General features: G+C 65.2%; 13 protein-coding genes, 1 tRNA gene and 1 pseudogene. 3 read left to right on the forward strand and 12 right to left on the reverse strand.

The features are described from left to right. Positions 1–2 precede the first annotated feature (2 nt). The 3 genes from EXR94_05385 to apaG all read right to left on the reverse strand — a co-directional run bounded on the left by EXR94_05385 (position 3) and on the right by apaG (position 2,139). Entirely contained in the window at positions 3–698 is a 696-nt protein-coding gene (locus EXR94_05385; GenBank protein MSR02159.1) for a succinate dehydrogenase cytochrome b subunit, read from the reverse strand. Continuing rightward, positions 698–1,627 carry a malate dehydrogenase gene (mdh, locus tag EXR94_05390; GenBank protein ID MSR02160.1) on the reverse strand — a complete coding sequence of 310 codons (930 nt, stop codon included), beginning with the start codon at positions 1,625–1,627 and terminating at the stop codon, positions 698–700. The genes EXR94_05385 and mdh overlap by 1 nt, the downstream gene beginning before the upstream one ends. Positions 1,628–1,734: 107 nt before the next feature. Then, positions 1,735–2,139, reverse strand: coding sequence for a Co2+/Mg2+ efflux protein ApaG (gene apaG, locus EXR94_05395; protein ID MSR02161.1), 405 nt, complete (start codon positions 2,137–2,139; stop codon positions 1,735–1,737). 20 nt (positions 2,140–2,159) lie between these two features. Between apaG and EXR94_05400 the strand changes: the two genes are divergently transcribed. From EXR94_05400 to EXR94_05410, 3 genes and pseudogenes are all read left to right on the forward strand, one after another. Then, on the forward strand, positions 2,160–2,468 hold the full coding sequence (locus EXR94_05400; GenBank protein ID MSR02162.1) for a hypothetical protein: 309 nt from the start codon (positions 2,160–2,162) through the stop codon (positions 2,466–2,468). Positions 2,469–2,571: 103 nt separating this feature from the next. Continuing rightward, a pseudogene (locus EXR94_05405) lies at positions 2,572–2,817 on the forward strand (DUF1801 domain-containing protein). A gap of 274 nt (positions 2,818–3,091) precedes the next feature. After that, on the forward strand, positions 3,092–4,174 hold the full coding sequence (locus EXR94_05410; protein MSR02163.1) for a nuclear transport factor 2 family protein: 1,083 nt from the start codon (positions 3,092–3,094) through the stop codon (positions 4,172–4,174). Positions 4,175–4,618: 444 nt separating this feature from the next. On the opposite strand, the gene EXR94_05415 is transcribed toward EXR94_05410, so the two are convergent. The 9 genes from EXR94_05415 to EXR94_05455 form a co-directional block, all read right to left on the reverse strand. Further along, a complete protein-coding gene (locus EXR94_05415; GenBank protein ID MSR02164.1) occupies positions 4,619–6,634 on the reverse strand; it encodes a hypothetical protein in 2,016 nt (671 codons plus the stop codon). 27 nt (positions 6,635–6,661) lie between these two features. Further along, positions 6,662–7,846 carry a homogentisate 1,2-dioxygenase gene (locus EXR94_05420; GenBank protein MSR02165.1) on the reverse strand — a complete coding sequence of 395 codons (1,185 nt, stop codon included), beginning with the start codon at positions 7,844–7,846 and terminating at the stop codon, positions 6,662–6,664. Further along, positions 7,847–8,950 carry a 4-hydroxyphenylpyruvate dioxygenase gene (gene hppD / locus EXR94_05425; GenBank protein MSR02166.1) on the reverse strand — a complete coding sequence of 368 codons (1,104 nt, stop codon included), beginning with the start codon at positions 8,948–8,950 and terminating at the stop codon, positions 7,847–7,849. Positions 8,951–8,993: 43 nt separating this feature from the next. Then, a complete protein-coding gene (locus EXR94_05430; GenBank protein MSR02167.1) occupies positions 8,994–10,358 on the reverse strand; it encodes an MATE family efflux transporter in 1,365 nt (454 codons plus the stop codon). A gap of 9 nt (positions 10,359–10,367) precedes the next feature. Further along, entirely contained in the window at positions 10,368–12,755 is a 2,388-nt protein-coding gene (locus tag EXR94_05435) for a hypothetical protein (protein MSR02168.1), read from the reverse strand. A gap of 30 nt (positions 12,756–12,785) precedes the next feature. Continuing rightward, a complete protein-coding gene (locus EXR94_05440; protein ID MSR02169.1) occupies positions 12,786–14,477 on the reverse strand; it encodes an AMP-dependent synthetase in 1,692 nt (563 codons plus the stop codon). A 3-nt stretch (positions 14,478–14,480) separates the two neighbouring features. Continuing rightward, a tRNA-Arg gene (locus EXR94_05445) sits at positions 14,481–14,554 on the reverse strand. Positions 14,555–15,032: 478 nt separating this feature from the next. Next, positions 15,033–15,869, reverse strand: coding sequence for a DUF4198 domain-containing protein (locus tag EXR94_05450; protein ID MSR02170.1), 837 nt, complete (start codon positions 15,867–15,869; stop codon positions 15,033–15,035). Next, complete coding sequence (locus tag EXR94_05455) at positions 15,866–18,964, reverse strand: efflux RND transporter permease subunit (protein ID MSR02171.1); 3,099 nt, start codon at positions 18,962–18,964, stop codon at positions 15,866–15,868. Before EXR94_05455 ends, EXR94_05450 begins: the two co-directional genes overlap by 4 nt. Positions 18,965–18,967: the final 3 nt, after the last annotated feature.

An 18,967-nucleotide genomic window follows, 5' to 3' on the forward strand; every position in this document is an offset into this window, starting at 1 on the left:
GGTTACCGAACCAATCCGAAGAGCACACCCAGCGGAATCGATACGAAGCCGAGGGGAATGAAGACCGAGATGAACCAGGCTAGATGGAGCCGAATCCCGTTGACGTTCGGGTGATTGGCACCGAGGGTTTGGAACATGCTCCAGATCCCGTGGTGGAGATGCAGAGCCAGCGCTGCCATGGACACGAGGTAGAACAGGGCCACCCAGACTACCGAAAAGCTCCGAACCACGTTCTCGTAGGGCTCGCCCTTGACAAACAAAGACGGGAGAATGGTGCCGGTCGTGAAATGGAGGATATGGAAGATGACGAACGTGGCCAGCAGCAGCCCGCCGATCCGCATCAGGCGGGCCGCGAGGGTCGAGACCTGGGGCCTGAGCTTGGCGTACCGCTCCGGCCGGGCCGCTCTGGCCCGACGGGAAAGCGTCAGGGCGGCGTGGACGTGGAACACCAACGCCACCAGGACCACGGCCCGAGTGCCCCAGACCAGCGCCGGATAGCTCTGGAGCAGCGCGGCATATCCGTTCATGGCGGCCGCACCGCGATGCACCAGCAAGTTCCCGATCATGTGGATCGTGATGAAGCCGACCAGCACGATGCCGGTAGCCGCCATGACGACCTTCCGTCCAATGGTCGACGCGTAGAACCGGACCAGCCACCCGCCCGCCGGTCCGGCCGCCGGGACCGAGGGGGCCGCCATCAGGCCCCGACCGCCGCCTGCATCGAACGAACCCCCTCGGCGGAGGTGTGGAGATCTTTCCTCTCTTGGTCCGTCAGGCTGACCTCGATGATCTGCTCGAGGCCGTTCTTCCCGAGCTTGCAGGGCACGCCGCAGAACACATCCTTGAGACCGTACTCCCCGGTCAGCCAGACGGCGCAGGGCAGGATCCGCTTTTTGTCGAGGACGATGGCTTCGACCATCTGCACGGCCGCCGCGCTCGGGGCGTAATAGGCCGAGCCGGTCTTCAGGTGCGCCACGATCTCAGCGCCACCGTTCCGGGTCCGGGTCACGATTGCGGCCAACTTGTCCTCGGCCAGAAGCTGCCGAACCGGAATCCCGGACACCGTGGTATAGGACACCAGCGGCACCATGGTGTCGCCGTGGCCGCCTAACACCATGGCTTGAATGTCTTCGACCGACACGTCCATGGCTTCGGCCAGGAACATCCGGTACCGGGCGGTATCGAGCACGCCGGCCATCCCAATGACCCGTTCGCGGGGGAATCCGCTGGCTTTCATGGCCACGTAGCACATTACGTCGAGCGGATTGGAGACGACGATGATGATCGAGTTCGGGGCAACCCGGGCAATTTCCTTGGAGACGGCCGAGACGATGCCGGCGTTGGTCTTGACCAGGTCATCCCGGCTCATGCCGGGCTTTCGGGCAATTCCGGCGGTGACGACGAAGATCTCGGAGCCGGCCGCGAGGTCGTAGCTGTTGGTGCCGACGATCCGGGTGTCGTAGCCCTCGATCGGCCCGGACTGCCATTGATCGAGACCCTTGCCCTGGGGCACGCCCTCGACGACGTCGACCATGACGACGGTGCGGGCCAAATTGTTCTCGGCGAGGCGTTGGGCAGCCGTTGCGCCGACATTGCCGGCCCCGACGACAGTGATCTTGTTGAGCATAGGAGGGGTAATCGGTCGAAAAGGGTAACGGTTGAATGCGAAAACGCCCGCCCGGATGACCGACCGGGACGAGGGAAAATCTAGCGATACCAGCCGGTTAGGCCAAGCTAGTGGCGATCGGCTTCGGCGGTGGCGTCGAGGTTGAAGCGCGGGACCTGGGCTAGGAACCGAGTGCCATCATCGCGGAGGAACTCGTAGTGGCCTTCCATGAATCCTGAAGGACTCTTGAGAATGCAGTAACTCTGGTATTCGTAGGTCCGGCCCGGCTCGATCCGGGGCTGCTCGCCGACGACCCCGTCGCCGTTGACTTCGTGGTCCTCGCCGAGTCCGACGGAGTCGTGGATCCGCCAGAGCCGGGTGAGCAGCTTGGCGGGGACGACCCCGACGTTTTCAATCCGGATCGAATAGGCAAAGACGAAATGGCCCAGCGACGGGCGGGACTGCCCGGGCAGGAACGTGGGTCGCACGGTGATGCGAATCCCGTCGGTCAGGCGATAGTAGAACGGGGGCATGGTCGCTTTGGCGGAGTCCGGTGGCCGATCATGACGAGCGCAACGTACGCCAGTCGGGGCCGATTCACCAACCCCCTGCCCCGCGGCCCGAACTTGGTAAGGACCTCCCGGTCGGGATCTACCTGTCCGCGGGCGTGCTCGAGGCGGGTGACCCTGATCTCGAGGGTATCGGGAAAATCGTCAGTGGGACGGCCCATTTGGCCGGCGTGCTCGCCGGGCGGAAGTATCCGGGGCTCAAGCTGGTGACTGAATTCCATCCTGACATGGGTCACGTGGACGTCGTGGGCACGGCGGTGGTCCGCGGGCTCCGGACGCTCTACGCCAAATGACCGCCCCCAGGGGCGCCGGAGACGTTCCGCTGGCGCCGGACGCTCGTGAGTTCATCGCGGCCGCCGCCTCCGGCGAAGGCGCCGAGCCGGACGCGTGATGACGCGACCCAGGGTCAGACTCCGGGCGGGCGGCAACCCGCAAAACGCCAAGGCCGACGGAGACGCGTCGGTGCCGGCCTACATCGCGGCCATGCCGGGTTGGAAGCGTGACACCGGGATACGCCTCGATGCCCTGGTCGGCCAGCAGGTCCCGTTCGTTCAGCAGGCCGTGAAATGGAACCCGCCCTTCTACGGCCTCGAGGGTCAGGGCTGGTTCCTCGGGCTACACGTGTTCACCCGCTACGTCAAGGAGACCTTTTCCGCCACTTTATACACAAGCGTGACGGAGTCGCCCATCCCGACCCTGGCGTCCGCTTATAATTGTATTACACGGCTCGTAGCCACTCAGGTTCCCGAGCAAGCCGGCAACCCAGACTGAGGATCGAACACTTATGGTCGAGTACAACGTATTGGTTCGGCATCTACCTACGGTGACAGTTGTCAAGGTAACCGCACAACGAGGGTCAGCGGTTATCGCGTTGGTACTCGGTGTCGCTGGGTCGCCACTCCGCGCTCAGCAGTGGTTGGCGAGCACCTCGTGCACGGCGAGCGCCGCGCCGATTGCTGATCTTGCAATCACACACATGGTTAATGTTGAGAGTGCAGCAGCCTCAGCGGTGGCGGATGCCGCGTTGCTCGTCGATCCCACCTGTGGCGCAGCCAAGTTGGTGCGTGCCAGCATAGCACGAACCGAGGCCAATGGTGGTTCAAAGGAACGGTGGCTAGCGTCAGCGCGTGCAGGGAAGCTCACGGCGTCGGAAGTCGCGTTCGCCGAAGGCGTAGCCAGCCGCAAGTGGGAAGAGGTGAGCGCCAACGCCATTGCGGCTGGCGACAAGTCCCCGGTGTTTGCATTCTGGACTTCTCCGGCGGCGGGGCAGACGGGCGTCGACCAGTTGGCGGCGTTTGCCACGGCCCATGCGATGCATCCTCGGATCGCTGCACCGGCATTGAACCTGCTCGCGTATGCCTACGCGCAGGCGAATAATGGCGTCACGCAAGTCGACTTTGCCAAGGCTAAGACCTACGCTGAACAGTACGCCAAGGCGTACCCGTCCGCGAACTCGTACGATTCGCAGGCGGAGATTGCGGCACTCTCAGGAGACTTTGCGGCGGCCCTCGCGTCGCAGGTTAAATCCGTAGACATCGCAGGAAATCAGGCGAGCTACCTGGACCGCGCGGATGCGTACAGTCGCCGGACGCGCCGCGAGCAGATTACGACGACGCTGACCAACGCCCTGCAGAAGCTCAACGGAGCGGACACCTCCAAGAAGAGCCTACTCGGCGAGATGATGGTGAACTGCAATTCCAATATGTCGCCGTGCTACCAGTTGAATCCGACGACCTTCATGGCACGCGAAGCCGACGTGAAGTGGGTGACCGGCGGGACGAAGGTGTCGGACGTGAAGATCTACTTCTTCAATGACGACACCGACATGGCGATCGCGACCTACATGGATAACGGCACGTATGTCGTCGACGGGCGCTCGGTCGAATATCAAACGCGTGCCTCGAGCGTCTGGATGCGGAACGATACGACGGGTGCGTGGACGATTGTGCACAGCAATTACGCGCCGGCTGGCGGAGCCGGAATTCCTGCGAAGCCGTAACGCGTGAGCGAGGTCATCCGTGGGCAGCTGCCTACGCTGATCGCTCTGTCGAAACGACGGCGGGGCATCCCATTTGGGATGCCCCGCTGTCGTTGAGGAGGCATGCTGGATCGATATTCACGAGAATGATGTCGACGAGAGATGGCTAGCGAGGTGGGTCAAGCAGGCGGCGGCGTTGCCCGGGTGGCTCCCGTAGCCGACGTGGCTACCGCGCCTTCCAATATGCCGCCATCCGGGCTTGAGTGGTTCCGTGCAGTTCGGCGCGCTTGGTCCGATCGTCGCCTCCATCGAACGTCGACCAGGTGCCAAGCCGACCCGGGCGATTCGTTCGCCGGTCGATGGAATTGGGGCGGTATGGAGCGGCATCGCGGGCTGGATAGCGAGGTGCCGCCACGGGACGAACGCCGTGGCGGCACGCCGGGAAAGCAAATCCCGCCGTCACACTCAGGGCGTCAGTTCGCGCCGCTTGGGCTCGAGCCGGACGATCCAGAGGCCGTTGTACATGTCGTTGACGTAGGCGAGTCCGTCTTTCGGGTTGACCACCACGCCCCAGGTCATGGCCGTGTTCTGGACTGTGCCCGTCATGTCGGCGGTGTTGACGTGGACCATTTCCCTGCCCTGTGCCCGGAGATCGCCCTTGAGCTGGCCGGAGACATCAAAGGCCCGGAAGCCCGCGTTGTAGGCACCCATGTAGAGGGTGTCGCCGGCCACCCAGACGTTATGCACGCCGCCGTACTCCGGCTCGTACCACGCCACCGACTTCGGGTGCTCCACATCGGAGACGTCGACGACTTGCATGCGCCCGTAGGCCCGGCCCGCCGAGGCGTCCTTGCCGCCCCGCACGCCGGCGGCGGGAAAGACTTCGTCGGCGATGAAGACGTAGTTCTTGTGGCGCCACGCGGTGTGGGTGCCCCGGATGAAGCCCGGGCCGCCCGAGGCCTCGACATCCCGGTAGAGGGCGTTCAAGTCGTACTTGAACTGGCTCACCAACTGGGGATTCGACGGACTGCCGCCCTTGATCCCGTTTCCGATATCGAGAATGACCAGGCCGTCGTTCCAGTAGCTCGCGTACATCAATCCGTCCTTGATGTCGATATCGTGGAGCGAGCGCCCGGCATCGGGGCGGTCGGTTTTCCACACCGAGACTTCTTTCGGGTGGTATGGATCGTTGATATCGATGACGTGCATCGCCCCGGTGCCGTCATTGGTCAGGTAGACGTGGGTGCCGAACTTCTCCTGCCTGTACACGAACGCCGAGTGGACGCCGGCGGTGACGGTCTCGGTGTACTCGGCGATGACCTTGGGATGCGCGGGGTCTTCGGTCGAGGCGATGACGATCCCGTTCTTCCGGTCGGACGCGCCCTCGCGGGTAAAGACGATGAACTTGCCGTCAGGCGTCGACATCACGTCGTTGATCCGGCGGGTGTTGACGATCAAAGAGTCGGTGAGCGTCGGCTTCGACGGGTCACGGATGTCGATCACGAACAGGGCGTCGCCGCCGGAGCCGGAGCCCAGGTAGGCATAATCCCCGCTCGGGTGAATCCAGATTTCCTCGGTGGTGAACCGGGTCCGGGGTAACCGGCCGACGATCGTGGCCGGCCGACGGACATCACGGGGGGCCAGGGTGACGGTGGCTTCCGCCGACCGGCTCCCGATGCTCGCGGTGATCAGGTAGGTGCCCGCCTCATACCCGACGAACGAGCCGTCGGCGTCGATCATCCCGTGTCCCGGCGAAAAACTCCACTGGGGCGTGAAGCCGGTCACGGCGCGGCCGGTCCGGTCAACGGCATCGACCTTGAACGTCACGACGTCGCCGGCCTTGCCGTTGGTGGTCTCGGGTGAGAGGCTCAACTTGGCGATGGTGTTCGGGAAAACCTTAAGGGCGAACGACTGCTCGGCGGCGCCGGCCCGGGCGGTGATCCGGGCGGTGCCGGCGGCCTTGGCATCGAGGAGACCGTCGGGCCGGACCGTGACGACGGCCGGCGCCGAGCTGGTCCAGGTGACGCCGTCGGTGCGCTGATCGCCCGACTTGGAATAGGTCTTGGCGTCGAGCCGGAGCCGCTGTCCGGCGATGACGGTCTCGACCTTCGGGCTGAGCGTGATCCGCGCGGCCGGGCCTGCCACCATGTTGATCTTGATCAATTCCCGGACCGGCCGGCTACCGGGCACCGACGCGGTCGCCATCACGTTGAAGGAGCCGGTGGAACCGGAGCGGACCAGGCCCGTCGGCTCGACCGAGGCTTCGAAACGGGCGCCCTGGCCCAAGAAGGTGATCCGGGCCTCCGGTACGGGCTTGCCGCTCGCATCGACCGCCGAGGCGATGAGGCGAAGGGTATCCTCGGCCGCCATGGTGACGTTGGTGCCTGGGGTGATGACGATCTTGGCGACCGGGCTCGCCGGCAGCTGGGTGGCCGAGGGAGCCGGGGTCTGGAGTGCAAGAAGAGCGAGGACTGTCAACATCGGTAACCTGGTCCTTTGGAAATGGGATCAGCTGGTCGGCGGATTGAATCCGGGGCCGGCCTCAACCCAGGAACGGAAATACTTGGGATCTTCGATCGGCAACGCTTCCAGAGCGGTCTTGAGCGGACGGAAGGTGTCGACCATGACGGCGAGCTCGTTGGTTTCCTTGGCGCCGATGCTGGCTTCCATCCGGCCCGGGTGGGGCCCGTGCGGGATCCCGTCGGGATGGAGGGTGATGCTGCCGTATTCGATGCCTTTCCTGCTCATGAACTCGCTCGAGGCGTAGTAGAGCACCTCGTCGGAGTCGACGTTACTGTGGTTGTACGGCGCCGGAATCGCTTCGGGGTGGAAGTCGTAGGGCCGGGGGCAGAAGGAACAGATGACGAATCCGTCGCCCTGAAAGGTCTGGTGGACCGGGGGCGGCTGGTGGACCCGGCCGACGATCGGCTCGAAGTCGTGAATGTTGAAGGCCCAGGGGTAGAACATCCCGTCCCAGCCGACGACGTCGAAGGGATGGTGGTCGAGGATGAATTCGTTGAGCCCATGGTGTTGCTTGACCAAGATCTGGAACTCACCGCGTTCGTCGTAGGTCTTGAGTTCCGTCGGGATCCGGAAATCCCGCTCGCTGTACGGCGCCCCTTCGACGATCTGGCCGTACATGTTGCGGTACCGGGTCGGGGTCCGGACGTAGCCCCGGCTCTCGATGATCAGGAACCGATGCGGCACCGGGTCGAGCCTGAACCGGTGCATGATGCCCCGATGGATGACGAGGTAGTCACCTTCTTTGTAGGGCAGGTCGCCGAACTGCGATTCGACGACGCCGCTGCCCTGGCTCACGTAGACCACTTCATCGCATTGGGCGTTGCGGTAGAAGTGGGTGTCATTGACCGTGGGCCGGGCAAACAGCAGGGCGCAGTCGTCGTTGAAGAGGACCGGGACCCGGTCGAGCGTGGGGCTCCCGCCGTCCTTGATCATGGCGGTCTTGAAGTGACGGTGTTTCAGAGTCTGGTCCGGGTCGACCTGATAGGCCGTTTCCCGGAACCGGTTGACCCGGAGGATCGTGGTGGGCGGGTAGATGTGATAGAGGAGTGAGGCCGGGCCGGTAAAGCCCTCGTTGCCCACCAACTGCTCTTGGTAGATCCCGCCGCCCGGTTTCTTGAAGACGGTGTGCCGCTTCCGCGGCATCGTGCCTAACGTGTGGTACACCGGCATCTAGAGGTTCCCCCGGCGCGCCTGTTCCCGCTCGATCGATTCGAACAGGGCTTTGAAGTTGCCCTTCCCGAAGCTCTGGGCGCCCTTCCGCTGAATGATCTCGTAGAAGAGCGTGGGCCGGTCCTGGACCGGCATAGTGAAGATCTGGAGCAGATATCCTTCGTCGTCCCGGTCGATCAGAATGCCCAACTCGCGGAGCGGTTTCAGGTCTTCATCGATCGTGCCGACCCGGTCGAGCACCGTGTCGTAATAGCTGTCGGGGACTTTGAGGAACTCGACGCCGTTGTTCTTGAGCTGGGTGACGGTTTCGATGATGTTCTTGGTGGCCAGCGCGATGTGCTGGACGCCCGGGCCCCGGTAGAAATCGAGATACTCCTCGATTTGGGATTTCTTCTTGCCCGAGGCGGGTTCGTTGACGGGGAACTTGATCCGGCCGTTGCCGTTCGACATGACCTTCGACATCAAGGAGGAGTATTCGGTGCTGATGTCTTTGTCGTCGAAGGAGAGAAGGTTGAAGAAGCCGAGCACCCGCTCGTAGAAGCCGACCCAGTAATTCATCCGGCCGAGTTCAACGTTACCGACGCAGTGGTCGACATATTGAATCCCGGTGCTGGTCCCCTTCATCGGCGAGGAGATCTCGACGAAGCCCGGCATGAAGGGGCCCCGGTAGTTCTTGCGTTCCACCAGCGAGTGGATCGTGTCGCCGTAGGTCTTGATGGCCGCGATCACGATTTCGCCGTGGTCGTCCTTCATGACCCGGGGCTCGTGGACCGACTCGGCGCCCCGTTCCATGGCGGTGGCATAGGCCAGCCGGGCGTCGTCGACCCAGAAGGCCAGATCGCGGACCCCGTCGCCGTGTTTGTTCACGTGGGCGGCGATGTCGCCGTCGGGCCCGAGCGGCGAGGTCAGGACGAACCGGAGCTTATCCTGCTGCAGCAGGTAGCTGGCCCGGTCCCGGACCCCGGTTTCGGGGCCCCGATAGCCGACCAAGTTGAAGCCGAATGCGGCGCGGTAGAAGATTGAACTCTGTTTGGCATTGCCGACGAAGAACTCGATGTAGTCGGTTCCGTTGATCGGGAAGGCGTCGGTAGCGGTTTCGGGCATGACCTGGGTGGCCATTCTGATCTCCAGTTGAGACCACCGGAATTTAGCCTGGAGGCCCCGGGCGGTCGATAGTAAGCCGGTCCAGGCTTCGCCGGAATTGACTCCGGACCCGGACCACCAGGATCGTGGCCACGACGAGCAGCCCGGCCACCAGGCCCCACCAGAGCCCCCGAGGCCCCCAGCCGAGGTGGAAACCCAGCCAGAGGCTGATCGGGAGGCCGATCACGTAGTACCCGGCCAAGTTGATCAGGACCGGCACCCGGGTGTCGCCGATGCCCCGGAGGACGCCCACGGCCACCACTTGGGCGCCGTCAAACACCTGGAAGAGGCCCGCCAGCGGGAGTAGCCCGGCCGCCACGCTCAGGACTGCCGGGTCCGGCGAGTAGGCTCGGGCCAGCACCCCGGGAAAGCCCAAGAATATCGAGGCGGTCAGGGTCATGAACGCGACCCCGACCACCAAGGCTGCGCTCGAAATCCGGCGGGCTTCATCCGGCCGTCCCCCGCCGACCGCTCGCCCCACCAGCACCGACGCCGCCGTCCCGATCCCGAAGGGAACCATGAAGGTGATCGCGGCCATGTTGAGCGCCACCTGATGGCCGGCCACGGCGTGGCTGCCGATCCGTCCCATCAACAGGCCCACCCCGCCAAACACCCCGTACTCGAACAGGATCTGGAACCCGATCGGGAGCCCGAGCGCGAACATCCGGCCGAGCGGACCCAGGGAGAGGGATTCCGGCCGCCAGGGGATCAGGTACGGCTTGAGTACCGGCCAACTGGCCACCAACGCCGCGGCTAGCATGGCCCACCGACTGATGGCCGTGGCCAACGCCGCGCCCGTTACCCCGAGGGCCGGGGCGCCAAGGTGCCCGAAGATGAAGGCCCAGTTGAGGACGACGTTCAGCAGGTTGGCCAGCCCGATGATCAGGAGCAACGCCCGGAGGTTGCCGAACGACTGGAGGACCTCGCGGATCATCATGAACGCGAAGTACGGCAGAATGCTTGGCAAGACGGTCCGGATGTACTGGCCGGCCAGCGGCACCACGGCCGCGGGTTGCCCGGTGAATCGGAGCACCGCCTCGATCGGAAGCATCGCCAGCATGGTTGGGACGGTGACGATGATTGCGATCAGGATTCCCCGCTGGACGCCTCGGGCCATGCCGATCTCGTCCCGGGCCCCGTAGGCCTGGGAGATGACCGGATCGAGGACGGTCAGGCAGCCCATGCCGATGGTACTGGCGGCAAAGAACCAGACGCCGGCCACTGAGGCCGCGGCGAGGGCGTCGGCCGACACCCGCCCGAGCATGGCCGCGTCCACGACGCCCATGAGCATCAGGCCGACTTGGACCGCGGCAAGCGGGACGGCGAGGTCGAGGAGCGAGCGGAAGTCAGCCCGGGTTGGGCGCTGCATCAGCGCGCCTCAGAACCGCCAGAGATACGTCACCTTGGCAACCCCGCCCCGAGCGACGGTTCGAAGCGGCAGGTCGAGATCGCCGTTGGCCACAGTCGACCAGCCGATCTGAATGCTCTGGCCCGGATGAATCAGGTAGGTGACCAAGGCGTCGGTGCGGAAGACGTTTCGCTTCTGGTCGAGGGTCCCGCTCGGCCGGTAGAAGCGCTCGAACCGGTATTCGCCGATTAGCCGGAGTCCGAGCCGTTGGGAAAGCTGGAATTGACCTCTGACCCGGGGAATGGCCGACTCGGCGTAGACATTGTCGCGGGCTCTGGTGGCCGTCCGCCGCCAGACCCGGACCCCGTTCAAGTCGAGGTTGATCCGAAGCGCGGGAAACGGCCGGATCGTCGCATTGAGCGATCCACTCATGAAGAAGCTCGGTGACGCCGGACCGTCGTCCACCACGTTGTTGTAGATCAGTTCCTCGCCGGCCCGGAAGAAGACGGTCCAGCCGAGCTGGCGGAGCCCTTCGGAGCCGAAGTAGATGAACATCCGATCGAGTTGGTCGAAATCGATCCCATCCACGCGATAGAACGCCCGGGTCACTCCGACGCTGAACGTCGACGCGGCCGGGAGGGTGAAATCCACATAGGATGACACCAGGCGGTCGGTTCGCCGGCCGAGTGACCCGATCCGGCCGGAGGCGTCATGCTCGTAGCCCTGTTCGAAGCGAACTTGGGGCCTGACCTGGCGAATGAACCCCACGCCTTGCCGGAGGTACGAGACATAGCCGGAGAACAGGGCGTAGTTCGTTCTCGGCGTAAAACCCAGATGGGTTTCGAATTCCGGCGTGATGTCGACCAGGCCGATGCCGGCGTTCCAATGCCGGTCGTCGAATTCGAAGGACCCCTGCACCGAGGTCCCAACCCGGCTTTCGTGGTTGAGGCTCCGGGCGTCGTCGGGGAGGCTGTCGAGGGCGCGGTCGAGCGCGGCAGGGTCGGTCAAGGTGCGGCCCAGGGTCCGCCGGATCCTCCCGTACACGTCGGGTTCTTCGGTGCGGCTTCGAGCCGCCGCCAGCCGGAGCGTGGTGTTGCTGCTGAAGCGAAGCCGGGAGTCGATCGCGCCAACCAGGCCGTAGCCATCGCCGAACCGGCGGGCGGTGACGGCGGCGCCGACATATCCGTCGTGCAACACGTCGAGTTTGATCCGGGCCACTCCGGCGCGGGCATCGCCGCTCGGGAATGGATCAATGGCCCGAGCCGAGAGCCCGCCGATGTCCCGGTCGAGCGTGTAGTCTCGCGCGGCGTCGAGCGAGCCGAGCAATCCGAGGGTGAGCCTCCCGGATTTTCCCGTCAGCTTGACGCCGAGGTCCGGGTCAACGATCCGCCGCGAGTAGAAGATGTTGACGGGCGGGGTGTAGAACCCGGCGTCCTGTCCCGGCATCGGGAACCGGGTCAGGAAAATGTCGTTGCCCTCGAGGAAGAAGGGCCGTTTTTCCGGGAAAAACAACGCGAACCGGTTGTTGATCTCGATCTGGCCGGCATCGGCTTCGATCTGGGAAAAATCCGGATTCAGCGTTCCATCGAGAGTGAGGTTCGGCGAGATCCGGTACTTGAGGTTGGCGCCGACCTCGCCGGTGGCCCGCCCGGCATCGGATGGAAGGCCGATGTCCGGGCGGGACGAATTGGCCCGGCCCACCACCGACGGATTGAACTCGAAACTGGTGGAACCGCCGATGTCCTCGATCCCGGTCAACGTGATCATCTGGCATAACTCGCACCCGAGGTCGCGATTCTGCGGCCAGGGCGTGTCTTCGGCGCCATCCCGGCCATAAAACCGGGTCAGACTGAAACCCCACCGCTGGGTGCTCTGGTTCGGATACCGGAGTGATTTGAACGGAATCGCGACCTCGATGATGTACCCGTCCACAGAGACTTTTCCCGCCGCGTCGTAAATGGCATTCCACTCTTCGAACCCCGCGCCTTCCACGACGAGCCCGTCGCCCTGAATCCCGATTGGGTTGACGGTCAACAGGAAGGCGCGTTGGCGAACATTGGTCGGGTCGATCGAGATCGCGATGAAGTCCTGGCTTTGCATCGCGACGTTGTCGCGTTCATGAAGCCGATACCGAATCTTCCCGGGCTCATCCTTGGCCCGAATCGCGAAGTAGATGGCGTCGCGGTCGTACGTCAGGTAGGCGGTGGTCGCTCCGTGCGGCGTCCCGTTGTCGGCCGGGGTGGTTTGGACCCAATCGCCGAGGGTCGCCGCCTTGGTCCAGGCGGCATCGTCGAGGACGCCGTCGATGACCGGCCGCTCTGCCGTTCGGGGCACCGCCAGCTCCCGGGTTTGGGCGGCGGCCGACGCGCCGAAAGCGACCGCCAGGGTGACGGAGAACAAACCAGGTGCGATGGGCATGAGCCGCGCAAGATAACCGCCCCCATGGAGTTAGGCGGGTCCCAAATCCTCTTCCCAGAAACACCGGGGGCCCCGGGGGGCGGCGGCGGTTTGCCGCTCGCGATGGCGAAGCTCGACCCGGCGGATCTTGCCGGAAATCGTCTTCGGCAGTTCGGCAAACTCAATCCGCCGGATCCGCTTGTACGGGGCCACTTTGGCCCGGACGAACCGGAGGATGTCGAGCGCGACTTCGGCCGACTCGGCGAACCCGGGCCGGACCGCCACGAAGGCCTTCGGGACCACCAGTCTAACGGGGTCCGGACTCTCCACCACTGCGGCCTCGGCCACGGCCGGGTGTTCGATCAGCACGCTTTCCAATTCGAACGGACTCAGCCGGTAGCCCGCGCTCTTGAAGACGTCGTCCGAGCGCCCGACGTACGTGAGGTAGCCGTCCTCGTCCTTGACCGCGACATCGCCGGTCCGATAGAACCCCTCCTGACGGGCCCGCGTCATCTTGCTCGGATCATCGAGGTAGTCGTCCATCAGGCCGATCGGGGCATCCTCGAGCGAGACCGAGATCTCGCCGTCGCCACCGTCGGGGCCTTCCTGACCGTCGACGGGGCGGAGCGAAATGCGAAACCCGGGCGCCGGCCGCCCCATCGATCCCGGTTTGACCGGTTGCCCTGGAAAACTGCCGACCAACAACGTGGTCTCGGTTTGCCCGTAGCCTTCGCGGATCGTCAGGCCCCACGCGGCCGCTACTCGTTCGATCACTTCGGGATTGAGCGGCTCACCGGCGCTCAGCAGCTCGCGGAGGACCACCGGATAGGCGGCCAGGTCTTCGTTGATCAGCATCCGCCAGAGCGTCGGCGGCGCGCAGAAGCTGGTGGCGCCGGACCGGACCAACGTCTCGAGGACCGCCTTGGGTTCGGCTCGCGGGTGATCGAACACAATGACGGTGGCGCCCATAATCCAGGGGGCGAAGAAACTACTGTAGGCGTGCTTAGCCCAGCCCGGCGAGCTGATATTGACGTGGCGGTCGCCGGGTTTGAGGCCGATCCAGAAGGCCGTGGTCAGGTGCCCGATCGGGTAACTCTGGTGGCTGTGGAGGACCAGCTTCGGCTTGGCGGTGGTCCCGGAGGTGAAATAGAGCAAGAGCGGATCGGTGGCCTGGGTTTCGCCTAGGTCGGTCAGGGCGGCGGACTGGTCGGCCACGAGCGACCAGTCCAGCCATCCGGGGGTATGCGGACCGACTAGGATCCGGACCCCGCCCTGCCCCAACTCCCCGACCTTGCCGGCTCCCTCGGGATCGGTGATGACATGCTTGGCCCGCCCGCGCTGGAACCGGTCTTCGAGGTCGGCCCGGGTCAGCTGCGGGGTGGCGGGAATGACCACGGCACCCAGCTTGAACGCCGCCAGCATCGCCTCCCACAAGGCTGCGACGTTAGGCAGCATAACTAGAATCCGGTCGCCCCGCGCGACGCCTTGGTCGCGGAGCAGGTTCGCCGCTTGGTTGGACCGCCGCCGGAGCGCGGCAAAACTGTGGGTAGCCCCGACGCCCGCCGGCCCGGCAAACACCAGTGCCGCGGTGTCGTTGGCCTCGGCCAGGACGTCGAAATGGTCGAGCGCCCAGTTGAAGCGCTCGAGACGGGGCCAGGCAAAGTCCCGGACCGCCCGATCGTAGTCGGTGCGGTGGGCCACCAGAAAATCGACGGCCTGCTGGAACGGCGATGACTGAGTCATGAATGCGCCCGGCAGGAATCGAACCTGCGACCCACAGCTTAGAAGGCTGTTGCTCTATCCAACTGAGCTACGGGCGCCCGTCCCGGTAAAGATGTCGGTACATTTGATGAATGTCGATGCCTTCTCGTGGGGTCGGGTGCGCAATCGGGGCCCTGGCAGCGGCCGGCGCTTGGCTGGCGCTGGTCGGGCCTTGGCGACACGCTCCACGTCGAACCCGATGAGGCGATGCCGGTTCTGGCCGCCTTCGGCGGCCCGACCGCGACCTAGTCGTGGACCGGCACTAACGGAGGCGCCACCAGGTCCTGGGTAACCCGTTCCATCTGGGCCGGGTTGGCCGGCATCTCCGCTGCTTGGCTCGGCGGGGTTCCCTGGCGCGGCGCGCATCCGAGTACGAGGGCGAGCGCCAACAGGCCGATTGGAGCCTCGGGCATGGTACGTCTCCTGGAGCGGGGTTCAGAACTTGATGGCGTAGCCACAATACCCTGCCCGCTATGATGCGAGTGTGAAGGGGCGTCCGATCCGGCAGTCCGGTCGCCCCGACCAGCTCCAGGTTCCCTATTTCACGCCGAAGGTCAACGTGGCCCACTTCGATTGGTGGGTCACCTCATCGGCCTGCTTCGTAACCTGTCGCATATTGATGAACTTCACGTACCAGGCCCCGGGACTGGTCACGGGAATCGCGATGACGCCGTCCGGTCCCGACCGGTTGCCTTGCTCGGCGATGGTCCCGCCGCTCGCCGTCCGGGCTCCGTAGGTCACGTACTGGCCGGCCACCGGCTGACCGTCCACCAGAATCCTGACCCGGAGACTCGCGCCCTTCGTGAGGCTATAGGGATTCTCGAGCGGGACGATCTCGGCCGGATATCCGAGGACGGTCGCGAACCCGCTGGTCCGAGAGTCACCGACCTGCACGATTGACTTGACGTGTTTTTCGTATCGTTCCTTAGCGCCGGTGGCCAACTCGCCGCTCTTCTCTCGGCGGGCGAGCTCATCCGGAAGGCCGTCCTCCTTGAGGTATTCGTTGAAGTCTTTGCCATCCATTTCGATGGCGTTTGCCTTGGTCGACACGCCCAATACATAGGTGCCGGCCGCTCCGGCCTTGAAGACCACGCGGCTGGTATCGCCGGCCGGGTTCCAGGCCGCAGTGTCGATTCGGGTCCGTCCACTGGGCCCCATGATGCTGATATCGGCCAAGCGGACCCGGGCGATGGAGTTCATGCTTTGGTCGAACGTACCGTTGAGCAGCATCGCCGGGATCGCGGCGTTCGGGGCCACGAAATACTGGGCCGGCTTGAGGAACATGTCGTGGGCCAAGGCCACCACGGCCGTGAGGGTCACTGCGGCCGCGCCGGCGGCAACGGCCCGGCGGCGTCGAGAAGACTGCGTCATCATGGGGCGACTCCTTGAGGGATGTTCGGGGACGACAATGCAGCCGAGCGGCGCTCGGCGATCAGATACAGCGCTGGTACGACCAACATATTGAGCGCGGTGGCCGAGAGTAGGCCGCCGAGAATGACAATGGCCATCGGGGTTTGAATTTCATTGCCCGGTTTGCCGCCGCCAAGGGCCAGTGGAATCAGGGCCAGTCCGGCGGTCAGCGCCGTCATCAGGATCGCGGCCAGCCGTTCCTCAGAGCCGCGCTCGACCGCTTCGCGAAGGGGGACGCCGAGCCGCCGGAGGTGGCGGTAGTGGGACAACAGCAGAATACCGTTCCGGGTCGCGATGCCGAACAGGGTGACGAATCCGACCAAGGACGCCACTGAGACGATCCGAGTGGTGAGAAAGATGGCGGCCACTCCCCCGATCAGGGCGAGCGGCAGATTAGCCATCGCGAGGCCGGCGATCCGGACCGAGCGAAACTCCGAGTAGAGCAGGAGAAAGATCAACGCAGCAACCACGAGCGAAACCGACGCCAGCACCTGACTCGACTCGCGTTGAGCTTCGAACTGGCCGCCGTACTCGACGTGGTAGCCCTCGGGCAACCGGACCCCTGACGAGACGATCCGCTGGATGTCGGCCACGGCGCCACCGAGGTCCCGGTCCGCCACATTTGCCTGGACCACGATCTTCCGCTGGCCGTTCTCCCTCGACACGGTGTTGGGGCCGCGGTCCATCCGGATCGTCGCCAACTCGGACATCGGAATCGCTCGCCCGGTCGGCGTGGTCACTGCGAGCTGGCCGATCGCCGTGGGATCGGCCCGCAGGAGGTCATCGCCGCGAACCACGAGTGCCGTCCGGCGGCCCTCCTCCAGGATCTCTCCGACCTGCTCGCCGCCGAGCGCCACGTCGATGGTCTCGGCGAGGTCGGCGGCCGTCAGGCCGTGACGGCTCAAGGCCCCACGGTCCGCGTCGATCCGGAGCTCCGGTACGTCGCTTTGCTGCTCGAGCTGGAGATCGACCAGTCCCCGAACCGGTTTGAGCGCCTCCTCGACCTGGGTGCCGAGTTCGCGGAGCCGATGGAGATCGGGGCCGAAGATCTTGACGGCGATGTTGGCCCGGGTTCCCGACAGCAGGTGGTCGATCCGGTGCCCGATCGGCTGGCCGATGGTGATGTTGGTGCCGGGAATCGCCGAAAACTCCAGACGGAGCGCCTCCGACAGGCTTGCCCGGTCGACCTCCGGTTGGAGGGTGACGTCAATCTCGGCGGCATTGGACCCCTGCGCGTGTTCGTCCAACTCGGCTCGGCCCTGCCGCCGGTCGGTCGAGCGGACCCCCGCCTGCGCTAGGAGAATGCGCTCGACTCGGTTGCCAATGGCGTCAGCCTCCGCCAGCGACGTCCCCGGTACGGTAACCACCGAGATGGTCAGCGCACCTTCGTTGAATTCCGGGAGGAATGCCGTCCCGAGGTACGGCATGGCGGCGACCGTCACCGCCAGTGCGACCAGGGCCGAGGCCACCACTCGCCCCGGCGCGTCGAGGACCCGCGCCAACGTCCATCGATACCGGGCGCCGAGCCACGGGAGCAACCGGCTCTCGCGGGCGTCCGTCGCCGCCGCCGGTAGCAGCAGGTAACAGAGCACTGGGGTCACCGTCATGGCGACGACCAGGGACGCCAACGTGGCGACCACGTAGGCGATACCGAGGGGCCGAAGCAACCGCCCCTCGACGCTCTCCAGGAAGAACAACGGCAGAAACACGATGATGATGATCGCGGTGGCATAGAGGATCGAGGCCCGGACCTCACGAGAGGCGCCATACACCACCCGGAGCGCGGAACGTCCCCCGGGATTGGCCCGCCATTGGCGGAGCCGCCGAAAGACGTTTTCCACGTCGATGATGGCATCGTCGACCAACACCCCGACGGCGATCGCGAGTCCCCCCAGCGTCATCGTGTTGACCGCGATGCCGAAGGCGGCCATCGCGAGGATCGCAACCGCCAGTGACAACGGGATGGCCACCACTGAGATCGCGGTGGTCTGCCATCGGCCGAGAAACGCCAACAGGACGATCACGACCAGGACGGCGCCGTCGCGGAGCGCCAGCGTCACGTTCCGGACCGCCACGCTGATGAAATCGGCCTGCCGGAACAGATCGGTCTCGATCGTGATGCCCTGCGGCAAGGTGCGACTCAAGTCGGCGAGTGCGGCCTCGAGCCGGTCGGTCAGCTCCAGGGTGTTGGCCCCGGGCTGCTTCTGCACCGCCATCACCACGCCGGGCTCGGCCTTGATCGACCCGGTGCCGATCTTGGGTGCTGCCCCGATCCGCACGGTGGCGAGCTGCCCAATGAGCACCGGCGCTCCGCCCCGGACCGCGACGGCCGACCGCTCGAGGTCCTCGGCGGTTCGGGCGCGCGCCAGCCCGCGGATCGCGATTTCCTGGCCGGATGCCGCGTAGATCCCGCCCGAACTGACCGCGCTGGCTCGGCGGGCTGCCGTGGTCAACTCGGCCAGCGTGACACCGGCCCCCCGAAGCCGAGCCGGGTCCGGAATCACTTGATACTGGCGGACCTCGCCCCCGATCGGGATCACCTGCGCCACTCCCGGCACCGAGAGCAATCGACGGCGGACGGTCCAGTCGGCCGCCGTTCGAAGCGCCTGCGGATCGGGGCCTCGGAGGCCGACCATCATGATCTCCCCCATCACCGACGACACCGGCGCGAGGACCGGTGCCGCCAGGCCGGCGGGGAGGGTACTCGAGACGGTTTGGAGTTTCTCGGCCACGATCTGCCGGGCCCGGAAGATCTCCACATCCCACCCAAACTCGACCCAGATGACCGCGATGCCGTGGGCCGTTGACGAGCGGACCCGCCGAACGCCCGGGGCCCCGTTCATCGCGGTCTCGATCGGGAACGTCACCAGGGTCTCCACCTCTTCGGTGGCCATTTGGTGCGCCTCCGCCAGAATCGTCACGGTGGGAGCGGTGAGATCGGGAAACACATCCACCGGGAGTCGGACCGCGGTCCAGGTGCCGGTGCCGACCACCAACGCGGCAATAGCCAACACCAGCATCCGGTTCTTGAGCGACCAGGCGATCAATCGATCCAGCACGAT

This window comes from Gemmatimonadota bacterium, assembly GCA_009692115.1.
Classification (GTDB): domain Bacteria; phylum Gemmatimonadota; class Gemmatimonadetes; order Gemmatimonadales; family GWC2-71-9; genus SHZU01.